Source organism: uncultured Oscillibacter sp., from assembly GCF_900544955.1.
In the GTDB taxonomy this organism is placed as follows: domain Bacteria; phylum Bacillota; class Clostridia; order Oscillospirales; family Oscillospiraceae; genus Oscillibacter.
Map to the genome: position 1 here is coordinate 1 of NZ_UQXD01000029.1, position 11,789 is coordinate 11,789.

General features: G+C 64.1%; 11 protein-coding genes. 3 read left to right on the forward strand and 8 right to left on the reverse strand.

Annotated features, from left to right (window positions below; genetic code table 11):
* Positions 1-150: 150 nt before the first annotated feature.
* The 4 genes from QZS21_RS07845 to QZS21_RS07860 form a co-directional block, all read right to left on the reverse strand.
* Positions 151-780 (reverse strand): DUF4230 domain-containing protein, encoded by a 630-nt coding sequence (locus QZS21_RS07845; protein ID WP_295582079.1) that lies wholly within the window; start codon positions 778-780, stop codon positions 151-153.
* 100 nt (positions 781-880) lie between these two features.
* Positions 881-2,263 carry an NADPH-dependent glutamate synthase gene (gene gltA, locus QZS21_RS07850; RefSeq protein WP_295582080.1) on the reverse strand — a complete coding sequence of 461 codons (1,383 nt, stop codon included), beginning with the start codon at positions 2,261-2,263 and terminating at the stop codon, positions 881-883.
* Between the two features lie 2 nt (positions 2,264-2,265).
* The gene (locus QZS21_RS07855; protein ID WP_295582081.1) at positions 2,266-3,108 is read right to left on the reverse strand and encodes a sulfide/dihydroorotate dehydrogenase-like FAD/NAD-binding protein; all 843 of its coding nucleotides are present in this window, start codon (positions 3,106-3,108) and stop codon (positions 2,266-2,268) included.
* 164 nt (positions 3,109-3,272) lie between these two features.
* A complete protein-coding gene (locus QZS21_RS07860) occupies positions 3,273-3,935 on the reverse strand; it encodes a Crp/Fnr family transcriptional regulator (protein WP_295582082.1) in 663 nt (220 codons plus the stop codon).
* A 199-nt stretch (positions 3,936-4,134) separates the two neighbouring features.
* Between QZS21_RS07860 and QZS21_RS07865 the strand changes: the two genes are divergently transcribed.
* Positions 4,135-4,584 carry a CBS domain-containing protein gene (locus QZS21_RS07865; protein ID WP_295582084.1) on the forward strand — a complete coding sequence of 150 codons (450 nt, stop codon included), beginning with the start codon at positions 4,135-4,137 and terminating at the stop codon, positions 4,582-4,584.
* Positions 4,585-4,632: 48 nt separating this feature from the next.
* Here QZS21_RS07865 and QZS21_RS07870 read toward each other — a convergent pair whose 3' ends face one another.
* The 4 genes from QZS21_RS07870 to QZS21_RS07885 all read right to left on the reverse strand — a co-directional run bounded on the left by QZS21_RS07870 (position 4,633) and on the right by QZS21_RS07885 (position 8,948).
* A complete protein-coding gene (locus QZS21_RS07870) occupies positions 4,633-5,874 on the reverse strand; it encodes a threonine synthase (RefSeq protein WP_295582086.1) in 1,242 nt (413 codons plus the stop codon).
* Between the two features lie 237 nt (positions 5,875-6,111).
* Positions 6,112-6,723, reverse strand: coding sequence for a hypothetical protein (locus QZS21_RS07875; protein ID WP_295582088.1), 612 nt, complete (start codon positions 6,721-6,723; stop codon positions 6,112-6,114).
* Between the two features lie 72 nt (positions 6,724-6,795).
* On the reverse strand, positions 6,796-8,271 hold the full coding sequence (locus QZS21_RS07880; RefSeq protein ID WP_295582090.1) for a pyridoxal-phosphate dependent enzyme: 1,476 nt from the start codon (positions 8,269-8,271) through the stop codon (positions 6,796-6,798).
* Positions 8,268-8,948: a transcriptional regulator gene (locus tag QZS21_RS07885; RefSeq protein WP_295582092.1), complete on the reverse strand. Its 681-nt coding sequence runs from the start codon at positions 8,946-8,948 to the stop codon at positions 8,268-8,270. The genes QZS21_RS07880 and QZS21_RS07885 overlap by 4 nt, the downstream gene beginning before the upstream one ends.
* A gap of 188 nt (positions 8,949-9,136) precedes the next feature.
* Here QZS21_RS07885 and QZS21_RS07890 point away from each other — a divergent pair, with 188 nt between their 5' ends.
* On the forward strand, positions 9,137-10,549 hold the full coding sequence (locus QZS21_RS07890; RefSeq protein WP_295582093.1) for a YgeY family selenium metabolism-linked hydrolase: 1,413 nt from the start codon (positions 9,137-9,139) through the stop codon (positions 10,547-10,549).
* Positions 10,550-10,571: 22 nt separating this feature from the next.
* Positions 10,572-11,762 carry a knotted carbamoyltransferase YgeW gene (gene ygeW, locus QZS21_RS07895; RefSeq protein ID WP_295582096.1) on the forward strand — a complete coding sequence of 397 codons (1,191 nt, stop codon included), beginning with the start codon at positions 10,572-10,574 and terminating at the stop codon, positions 11,760-11,762.
* The last annotated feature ends 27 nt before the right edge of the window (positions 11,763-11,789 follow it).

Here is an 11,789-nt window from a genome sequence, read left to right on the forward strand (position 1 = left end):
CCCCACGGCCGCGCCACCCGCGCCCAGGCCGCTGCCATTTTGATGCGCTTCCTGGCAACAACCGAAAGCTGACAGCACCAAAAAGAGGAGAGGGCGTCGCCCCCTCCTCTTCTCTTTGCTCCCTGCAATCGGGCAGCCACCCGCCCGGCCTTACGCCTGGGAGACGGTCAGCTCCGCCCCCTCCGGCAGCAGCTCCTCCAGCAGCAAACGGACGCTGCCTTCCGCCTTCTCTCCGGCCTGCTCCAGCAGACCCCGGGCCAGGGCCTTCTCCTCCATGACCTGCTTCTGGGCCGCCTGGAAGGAGGTGAAATCCTCCACCGTGAAGGGATTGAAGATGCTGGTCTTCTCGTCGAAAATCTCCACGCTGTCCTCCGCAATCTCGTGGGAGAGGATGCGGGCCTCCGGCAGGCGGACCTGCACCCGGTTCCCCTCCACCACGATCTCCACCCGGTTTAGGTCGATGCCTGCCTTGATGGTGCCGTCGTAGGTGAGGATGAAGCGCTTGGTGGTGAAGGGCAGGGTCATGCCGTAAAAGTCATTGCTGTTTTCAAACTGGGCCATGTTGGTGTAGCTGTACGTCACGGCGGCCAGCTCGCTGATCTCCGCCAGCCGCCCCTCCAGCACCACGGCGGACAGTTCCGGCGGCGATTGGCTCCCGGCGACGTATCGCCCGCCCAGAAAGCCGCCCACGCCCACCACGGCGCACAGCAGGATGCCCCAAAACAGATATTTGGCGGTTTTGAAGGGATGGAGCCCCGCTCTCTCTTTCGTCGCTTCCATCGGATACCTCCCGTTTTGATTTTCTCCATCATACCACACCCCGTTCGCCAGGTCAAAAAAAGGAGACGGACCGATGGTCCGTCTCCCGGATTTCGCGGGGTTACTTGCTCAGCGCCTCGTCGATGGCCTTGGCGGCGGTCTTGCCGGCGCCCATGGCCAGAATGACGGTGGCGGCGCCGGTGACGGCGTCTCCGCCGGCATAGACGCCCTGGCGGGAGGTCAGGCCCTCCTCATTCACCACGATGCCGCCCTTCTTGTTGATCTCCAGGCCCTTGGTGGTGGACTTGATGAGGGGGTTGGGGCTGGTGCCCAGAGCCATGATGACGCAGTCCACGTCGATGTCGAACTCGCTGCCGGGCACCTCGATGGGACGGCGGCGGCCGGAGGCGTCCGGCTCCCCCAGCTCCATGCGGATGCAGCGGATTTTGTTCACGTCGTCGTTCTCGTCGGCAAAAATCTCCACCGGGTTGTGGAGGGTCTTGAAGATGATGCCCTCCTCCTCGGCGTGCTCCACCTCTTCCCGCCGGGCGGGGAGCTCCTCCATGCCGCGGCGGTAGACCACATAGACCTCGGCGCCCAGGCGCTTGGCGCAGCGGGCGGCGTCCATGGCCACGTTGCCGCCGCCCACCACGGCCACCCGCTTGGGGTGCTGGATGGGGGTGTCGGCGTCGGGCCGGTAGGCCTTCATCAAATTGATGCGGGTCAAAAACTCGTTGGCGGAGTAGACGCCCCGGTAGTTGACGCCGGGAATGTCCATGAACATGGGCAATCCCGCGCCGGAGCCGATGAACACCGCCTCAAAGCCCTGCTCCTCCATCAGCTCATCCACGGATAGGGTGCGGCCGATGACGATGTCCGTGGCGATGGTGACGCCCAAGGCGCTCAGGCCCTCCACCTCTTTTTGGACGATGGCCTTGGGCAGGCGGAACTCGGGGATGCCGTACACCAGCACGCCGCCGGCCAGGTGCAGCGCCTCAAACACGGTGACGTCATACCCCTTCCGGGCCAGGTCGCCGGCGCAGGTCAGCCCCGCGGGGCCGGAGCCCACCACCGCCACCTTGTGGCCGTTGGGCTGGGGCTTGGGGGGCAGCTCGCAGGTGTGGCTGTTGTGCCAGTCCGCCACAAAGCGCTCCAGCCGGCCGATGGCCACGGGCTCGCCCTTCTTGCCCCGGACGCAGTACTTCTCGCACTGGCTCTCCTGGGGGCAGACCCGGCCGCAGACGGCGGGCAGGGCGCTGGTGGCGGAGATGATCTGGTAGGCCTCCTCAAAGTGCCCCTTGGCCACCTCCTCGATGAAGGCGGGGATATGTACCATCACGGGGCAGCCGGTCATGCAGGGCTTGTTCTTGCAGCCCAGGCAGCGCTGCGCCTCGTCCAGGGCCTGCGCCTCCGTATACCCCAGGGCCACCTCCTCAAAGTTCTTATTGCGAACCTCCGGGTCCTGGGAGGGCATGGGATTTTTCGTCAAAGACATATTGGCCATGGTCATTCGGCCTCCTTCTTGAACAGGTTGCAGGTCTCCTCGTGCTTGTGCTTCTCGAAGCCCTCATACATCTGGTTGCGCTTCACCGCCAGGTCCCAATCCACCTTGTGGCCGTCGAAGTCGGGGCCGTCCACGCAGGCGAACTTCATCTCGCCGCCCACGCTGAGGCGGCAGCCGCCGCACATGCCGGTGCCGTCGATCATGATGGGGCTCATGGAGACGGTGGTGGGGATGCCGTAGGGCTCCGTGGTCTTGGAGACGAACTTCATCATCACCATGGGGCCGATGGCGAACACCTCGTCGTACTGGTTGCCCGCCTCGATCAGCTCCTTCAGCGCCTCGGTGACCAGGCCCTTCTGGCCGTAGGAGCCGTCGTCGGTGCAGACCTTTAGGATGCTGCTGGACTTGCGGAATTCGTCCTCCAGAATCACCAGGTCCTTGCTCTTAAAGCCGATGACCGCGTGGACCTCCGCCCCGCTGTCGTGGAACTTCTTCAAAACCGGATACGCAATGGCGCAGCCCACGCCGCCGCCCACCACGCAGACCTTCTTCTTGCCCTCGGTCTCGGTGGCCTTGCCCAGGGGGCCCACAAAATCCTGGAGGCGGTCGCCCTCGTTCAGGCGGCTCAGCTTCTCGGTGGTGGCGCCCACGGTCTGGACGATGATGGTGACGGTGCCCTTCTCCGGATCGTACGCGTTGATGGTGATGGGGATGCGCTCCCCGCCCTCATCCACGCGGAGAATAATAAACTGGCCCGGCTGGGCCTTTCTGGCGATCAGGGGCGCCTCGATCTCATAAAGCGTCACCGTGGGACGGAGGGCCTCTTTTCTCACGATACGATACATATTCTTCCTTCTTTCCCGAATGATCGAAATTTGATGCAGCGGGGACCTGTATCCTGCCTTGCGACACATTGTTTACATTTTAACATAGCGGCAGAACAGCGTCAATCGCTTTTTGCCACGAATACGCCAAATTTTTCACAAATTGTTTGGTACATTTGTAGGGGTTAGGCCAGCAGGGTAAACTGCCGCCCGTCGGAGCGGATCAGGGCCTCCTCCCGGAGGCGCTTCAGCTCCCGCATCATGGCGCTGCGGTCGGTGGCAATATAGTCCGCCAGGGTGCTGAGGGAAAACGGCAGGGTGAAGGTGTCTCCCCCCGCCTTCTCGGCCTGCTGGCGGAAGTAGCACAGCAGCTTTTCCCGGATGGACCGGCGGGAGAGAACGTCCACCCGCTCGCTGAGGGACTGGGCCTTGTCGGCGATCAATTGCAGCATGTTCTGCACCAGAAGGCTGTGGTGGGTACAGGCGTTCTCGCAGCGCTTGAGGATGTGGGGATAGTCGATGAACAGCACGTCGCAGGCCGTCCGGCACACCACCTCCAGGCTGTCCCCCCGGGCGCCGGCAAACGCCAGGTCCCTGCCGAATACGCCGCCGCAGGTCAGCTCCTCCAGCACGGTGGCCACGCCGTCCTCGTCGATCCGGATCAGCGCCGCCTCCCCCCGCTCCAGGATGCCCACCGCGTTTTTGTTGGGCCCGGCAAAATCGTATACCAGCTCCTCCGGGCGGTAGGACTTCTGCACCGCCTGGAAACAGGTCAGCATCCGGCGGTATTCCTCGTAGCTGATGTCCCGGAACAGCGGGCTCTTCTCCAATTCCTGCTGTGTCAGCATTTGACGCGCCTCCTTTTGTTGCATAAACCACAATCGTATGATACCAGCTTTTCCGGGAAATGTAAACCCTCTTTGTGGGCAAATTTCATAAATTGTTCACCAAATTCCCAAGCCCTTCTTGTATAGTAATAATAGGGAAGCGACAACACCTTGGACAAATACGGGCGGCCGGTCCGCCCTCGAGAAAAGAGGCTGCAACGTGAACATCGCTTACTTTCTGCTCCCTAAAAACCGTGTTGCTTACTTGTATGATGACTGCACCTTCCGCCAGGGTCTGGAGAAAATGCGCCATCACGGCTATACCGCCATTCCCGTCATCACCCGAAACGGCCAGTACGTAGGAACCGTCAGCGAGGGGGACTTCCTCTGGCAGCTGCTCAACGAGGTCCCCGCGGAGCGGCAGGTCTGTTCCATGAAGGATTTGGAGCAGCTGCGCATCCGGGACATTCTCCAGCAGGACAATTACCCCTCCGTCCGCATCACCGTCAGCATGGAGGAGCTGCTCAACAGCGCCATGCACCAGAACTTCATCCCCGTGGTGGACGATCTGGGCAATTTCACCGGCATCGTCACCCGGAAGGACATCATCCGCTATTTCGCCGAACAAAAGGAAAACGAGGTGCCGCAGCTTCTGCGGAAGATCGTATAAGCAGCGAAACGCCCGCCCGGCAGAGCACTCTGCCGGGCGGGCGCCGTTTTATCTGGCGGGAATCCCCCGCTCCGCGAAGGCCTGCAACAGCCGCTCCATGTCGGAGGGGATGGAGATGGGTTCCCCGCAGGCCTTGATGGCGTTGGCCACATCCTTGAGGCCGTTGCCCGTCACCACGGACACCACGGTGTCCCCCTCCCCCAGGACGCCCTGCTCGCACAGCTTCTTCACCCCCGCCGTGCCGGTGACGCCGGCGGGCTCGCCGAAGACGCCGCAGGTGCGGCCCAGCAGCCCCTGGGCCTCCATGATCTCTCGGTCGGACACGTTCACCACCAGGCCGCCGGACTCCCGGATGGCGGCCAGGGCCTTGTCGGCGTTCCGGGGCACCCCCACGGCGATGGAGTCCGCCAGGGTGTTCTCCTCCATGGGCCGCCACGGCTCGCCGGTCTCAATGGCCCGGTTCAGGGGACAGCACCCCGCCGCCTGAGCGGAGATCAGCCGGGGCAGGCGGTCGATGAAGCCGATGGCGTACAGATCCTTCAGGCCCTTCCACAGTCCCGCGATGGTGCAGCCGTCCCCCACGGAGATGGCGATATAGTCCGGCACCTGCCAGTCCAGCTGCTCCATGATCTCCAGGGAGACGGTCTTCTTCCCCTCGGAGAGATAGGGGTTGATGGCGGCGTTGCGGTTGTACCAGCCCCAGCGGCCGATGGCCTGCCGGCTGAGCTCAAAGGTGTCCTCATAGCTGCCCTGGACGGAGATGACGGTGGCGCCGAAGGTCATCAGCTGGGCCACCTTCCCCTTGGGCGCCCGGGAGGGCACAAAGATGAAGGTCTCCAGCCCCGCCGCCGCGGCGTTGCCCGCCAGGGAGGAAGCGGCGTTGCCCGTGGAGGAGCAGGCGATCACCCCCGCCCCCGCCTCCCGGGCCTTGGCCACCGCCATGGCGCTGGCCCGGTCCTTCAGGGAGGCGGTGGGGTTCTGGCCGTCGTCCTTCACCCACAGCCGCTTGAGCCCCAGCTGCCTGGCCAGGCGGGGCTCGTCGTACAGCGGGGACCAGCCCACCCGTAGCGGCGGGGGGGCGGTGTCCTCCTCCACCGGCAGCAGCTCCCGGTAGCGCCACATGCTCCGCTCCGCCCGCCGGGCCAGGGTCTCCTTGGTCAGGCGGGTTTTGATGAGATCGTAGTCGTAGACTATGTCCAGAATGCCGCCGCAGTCACAGGTCGTCAGATCCGGTACGGCCGGATAGGTCCGGCCGCAGCGGACGCATTTGCCGTATTTCACATGTTGCATCGTCGTTCCTCCCTTTTGATTTGGGTCCTTCCGCAGGGGGCAGGACCGGTGTCTCTGATATCTCCGATGTATCCAGCGCCCCCGGCCCCCCCCCTGCGGCCGGTCTCCCGCCGGGTGCGGGACCTCGGTCAGGATGCCTGCGCAGATCAGCGCGATGCCCGCCAGCATCCGCAGCGGCGGGCGGACCTTTGCCGAATACGCGGCAAGGCCGCCTGTTCCCCGGACTCTGGTACGCCGTCACTCCGCCGCCGCGCCCAAGAAAGCTTTTGTCACCGCCCCCTCCTCCAGTGTGAAGATTAGCCCGCCGTAAACGCTCCCGGCAACAAGCCGTTCCTCTGTGGAGGACTCCTCGTCAATCCGGTCCCCATCCGCCTCCCGGACCTCCTCCGTGGAGCCCAGACCCACCCCGGCCAGGGTCTTCCCTGGCCGGGGCGCCACGAACGCTGCGGATTGCAGCACCCCGCCAGCGAAGGACAGCCCGTCGTAGCGCCACCAGGTGTGGGCCAGCCCGTCCGCCGCCCAAACCTCCGGCTCCGTCTTCTCCCCAGGCGTACCCCAAAGTGCCTCCACCTGCTCCTCCGTCTGGCCGTACCGCAGGCCGTCCAGCTCCTCTGTCTCCAGCAGTTCGACGCCCTGTAGGAATAGGTCCTCCCATACGATCCAATCGTCTCCGCCCGCCTCCACATCCTCCGCCGGCCGGGAGGTCTCCGCTGTTTCATTCTTCTGCGGCGCCTCCGCCCCGTCCTCCCGCGTCCTCGCCGCCGAGGCGTTAGTGGCGCTTTCCGCGGAAGGCGCCGCGCCGCATCCTACAGCCGTCCAGAGCAGCGCCACCGCCAGCAGCAGGCCCACCCCCTTCTGTTCATTCCCCGCTCCTTCCCAAAAAACGGGGCGGGGCTGTGAGGCCCCGCCCATGCCGTTTTCTCACATGCGCTTCAAAACGCCGGTGGCCTCGTTGAACGCCTCGATCAGCGCGTCCAGGTCGGCGGCCTGCCGGTGAACCGCGTCCCAGGTGCCCTCGGTGTCGTACCACAGGGCATTGAGTTCCTCGCTGGTCTTCCCCTGCTGCTCCACCCAGGTGTAATACTTCAGGTTGTGCACCCGCTTGCGCTCCCGGTAGCCCAGCTCCGCCATGCTGTCGGTCTTCAGCCCCAGCATGTGGAGGGCGTGGTCCAGAGCCGCCTCCCTCGCGCTGTACGCCCCGCAGGACTCGTTCAGCTCCTGGATGCGGCTGCCGTACATGGCGGCGCTGTCGGTGAGGACGGTGCCCACCACGTCCCGCTCCGTGAACTCGTAGTACTTGGCCATCTTGATGCAGCACAGCACGTTGGCAATGCCGGAGATGCCCAGCCAGGTAAGCTGCTCCAGCAGCCCGTCGTCCAGGTGCAGCTCCTCTTTCAGGTAGGTCCTCCCCTCCGGCGTGTTGAACAGCCGCAGCAGCCGCTGGCTGTCCTCGTCGTCGATGGCGATGGCCATGTCGGTGTTCTTCACGTTGTGAATCCAGGGGATGTGCTTGTCGCCGATGCCCTCAATCCGGTGGCCGCCGAAGCCGTTTTCCAGAATGGTGGGGCACTGGAGGGCCTCTCCCGCCCCCAGCTTCAGCCGGGGATAGAGCTCCTTGAGCCGGTCACCGGTGGACAGGGTTCCGGCGGAGCCGGAGGTGAAGCAGGCGCCGGCAAACCGGTCCCCGGGGCGCTTGACGGCCTCGAACACGTCCGCCAGGGCGTTGCCGGTGACGTTGTAGTGCCACAGGGGGTTGCCCATCTCCTCAAACTGGTTGAAAATCATGTACTGGGGGTCCTGCTTGAGCTCGTTGGTCTTGTCGAAAATCTCCTTCACGTTGGACTCGCAGCCGGGGGTGGCGATGACCTGGGCGCCGATCTCATGGAGCCAGTCAAACCGCTCCTTGCTCATCTCGGCGGGGAGAATGGCCACGCCCCGGGCGCCCAGCAGCCGGGAGTTGAACGCGCCGCCCCGGCAGTAGTTCCCGGTGGAGGGCCAGACCGCCTTGTGCCGCTCCACGTCGAACTGGCCCGTCACCAGCCGGGGGGCCAGGCAGCCGAAGGAGGCCCCCACCTTGTGGCAGCCGGTGGGGAACCATTTGCCCACCATGGCCACAATCCGGCAGGGGACGCCGGTGAGGGCCGGGGGCAGCTCAATATAGTTGGGCACCGCCTGGAACAGGCCGCCGGACGGCACAGGCTCGTTCTTCCAGGTGATGCGGAACAGGTTCAGCGTGTCCACGTCCCACAGCCCCACGGTTTTCAGCTTCGCCTGGACCTTCTCCGGAATGGTCTCCGGGTGCTGCATCTGGGCGATGGTGGGGATAAGGATGCCGTTCTCCCGGGCCTTGGCAATGTTGCGCTCCAGGCCCTCCCGGCGGATGGTCAGATCAATCATACGGTTTTGCCCTCCTGCTGTTTTGTGTCGATATAGGAATATAAGGTGTACTTGGAGATGCCGAAATACTTGGCGATCTTGTCGCCGGACTTGGTGACAAGAAACGCGCCGTTCTGGTTGAGGAACCGGATGGCCCGCACCTTGTCGTCCTTGTTCATCAGCGCCACCGGCTTTCCCACCAGCGCCACCGACTGCTGAATCAGATCCTCCAGCAGGTCGTTGACGTTGACGATCTTCTCCGGCTCCGACTGGGCCGGTTCCTGGGTGGTGACCAGCTCCCGCAGCGCTCCCTCCACCATCAGCAGCCGGGAGATGTCGTAGTTGATGGAGAGGATGGCGGACACCCGCCCCTTGCCGTTGCGGATATAGACCGTGGAGGATTTCAGAATCTTCCCGTCCGGCGTCTTGGTGAGATAGCAGAGGTGGTCCTTGGGCTCCGGGTCGTTGCTCTCCATCTGCTCCAGCACCACGGTGGACGCGCCGTCCCCCACCTTCCGCCCGGACACGTGGCCGTTGACAATGTGCACAATGGAGTGGTCCGGGTGGCGGCTCAGGTCGTGGACCACCACCTCGCAATCGCTGCCGAACTGGGCGGCAATCCCCGTGGCCACCTGCCGCAGCAGTTCCAGCTTTCCGCTTTCCGTAGGCGATCCCTCCTTCTCTTCCGTATTTTCCATGGAAATCGTCCAATTTAACATCCCTATCATACCATATATTTTATCGAAATCAACCCGTTTCACTAAAAAATTTTTTGGTTTTCTAATTTTTTGTTTGACAAGTGGATTTCTTATGCTATGATAAAGACAGTATGAGCCATCCATACGGCGGAGGTCTCACATCTATTCTATCTTGGGAGGACAGCGTTATGGATTTTGAAGCGATCAAAGCGGCGGCGGAGGGCTACCGGTCCGACATGGCCCGGTTCCTGCGGGAGATGATCTCCCACCCCAGCGAGAGCTGCCAGGAAAAGGACGTGGTGCTCTGCATCAAGGCCGAGATGGAAAAGGTGGGCTTCGACCAGGTGGAGATCGACGGCCTGGGCAACGTCATCGGCTGGATGGGCCAGGGTGAGAAGATCATCGCCATCGACTCCCATATCGACACCGTGGGCATTGGCAACGCCGCCAACTGGGAGGCCGACCCCTACCAGGGCTACGAGACGGCGGACGTCATCTTCGGCCGGGGCGGCAGCGACCAGGAGGGCGGCATGGCCTCCGCCGTGTACGGCGCCCGCATCATGAAGGACCTGGGGCTGATTCCCCCGGGCTACCGGATCATGGTGGTGGGCTCCGTCCAGGAGGAGGACTGCGACGGCATGTGCTGGCAGTACCTGGTGAACAAGTACTGCGGCGGCAAGGAGGAGGCCCGGCGGCAGATGGAGTTCGTCATCTCCACGGAGCCCACCGACGGCGGCATTTACCGGGGCCACCGGGGCCGCATGGAAATCCGGGTGGACGTGAAGGGCGTCTCCTGCCACGGCTCCGCCCCCCAGCGGGGGGACAACGCCATCTATAAGATGGCTGACATCCTCCAGGACATCCGTGCCCTGAATGAAAACGGCGACGGCCCCTCCAACGAGGTGAAGGGCCTGGTGAAGATGCTGAACCCGGCGTTCAACCCGGAGCACTGGGAGGATGCCCAGTTCCTGGGCCGGGGCACCTGCACCGTCTCCGAGATCTTCTTCACCTCCCCCTCCCGCTGCGCCGTGGCGGACGGGTGCTCGGTGTCCATCGACCGCCGCATGACCGCCGGCGAGACCTGGGACTCCTGCCTGGAGGAAATCCGGCAACTGCCCAGCGTGAAAAAGTACGGCGGCGACGTGCAGGTCTCCATGTACATGTACGACCGGCCCTCCTGGACCGGCGAGGTCTACGAGACGGAGTGCTTCTTCCCCACCTGGATCAACAAGGCCGGCGCCGCCCATGTCCAGGCCCTGGTGGACGCCCACCACGCCCTCTGGGGCGAATCGCGGATCGGCCACGCGGACCCGGACCCCCGGTACGACGCCATGCACCTGCGCACCGGCCGCCCCCTCACCGACAAGTGGACCTTCTCCACCAACTGCGTCTCCATCCAGGGCCGGTACGGCATCCCCTGCGTGGGCTTCGGCCCCGGGGCGGAGTCCCAGGCCCATGCCCCCAACGAGATCACCTGGAAGCAGGACCTGGTGACCTGCGCGGCGCTGTACGCCGCCGTCCCCGGCCTGTACCGCAGCGAGAACAAGGGCGCCGACGCCGCCGAGTTCCGCCAGAGCCTCACCGACAACGAGATTCAATGAGCTGAAAGGAGCGACTGCATCTATGTCCAAGACCATCGAGCTGGCGCAGCACCTGGAAAAGCTGCACATCAACAACCTGTATAAGTCCGACTTCTACTGGACCTGGGACAAGACCGACGAGGAGCTGGAGGCCATTTTCACCGTGGCCGACGCCCTGCGGGACCTGCGGGAGCGGAACAAGTCCACCCGCATCTTCGACTCGGGCCTGGGCATCTCCATCTTCCGGGACAACTCCACCCGCACCCGGTTCTCCTTCGCCTCCGCCTGCAACCTGCTGGGCCTCCAGGTCCAGGACCTGGACGAGAAGAAGTCCCAGATCGCCCACGGCGAGACCGTCCGGGAGACCGCCAACATGGTCTCCTTCATGGCGGACGTCATCGGCATCCGGGACGACATGTTCATCGGCGAGGGCCACAAGTACCAGAAGACCTTCATGGACGCGGTGAAGGAGGGCTACCGGGACGGCATCCTGGAGCAGCAGCCCACCCTGGTGAACCTCCAGTGCGACGTGGACCACCCCACCCAGTGCATGGCCGACATGCTCCACATCATCCACCAGTTCGGCGGCGTGGAGAACCTGAAGGGCAAGAAGATCGCCATGACCTGGGCCTACTCCCCCTCCTACGGCAAGCCCCTCTCCGTCCCCCAGGGCGTCATCGGCCTGATGACCCGCTTCGGCATGGACGTGGTGCTGGCCCACCCGGAGGGCTACGACGTCATGCCCGAGGTGGAGGAGATCGCCCGGAAGAACGCGGCGGCCACCGGCGGCAGCTACCGGAAGGTAGGCTCCATGGCCGAGGCCTTCCAGGACGCGGACATCGTGTATCCCAAGAGTTGGGCGCCCTTCGCCGCCATGGAGCAGCGGACCCAGCTCTACCAGGCGGGGGACCAGGCGGGCATCGACGCCCTGGAGCAGCAGCTCCTGGCCCAAAACGCCCTGCACAAGGACTGGACCTGCTCCGAGGAGATGATGAAGCGGACGAAAAACGGCAGCGCCCTCTACCTGCACTGCCTGCCCGCCGACATCACCGGCCTCTCCTGCCCCCAGGGCGAGGTGGACAACTCCGTGTTCGACCGGTATCTGGTGCCCCTGTACAAGGAGGCCAGCTATAAGCCCTACATCATCGCCGCCATGATCCTGACGAGCAAGGTGAAGGACCCCGTCTCCGCTCTGATGGCCCTGGACGCCGGAAAGCCCCGCAAGGCCTTCTGAGACGGCGCCCGATTCCCAATTCAACCG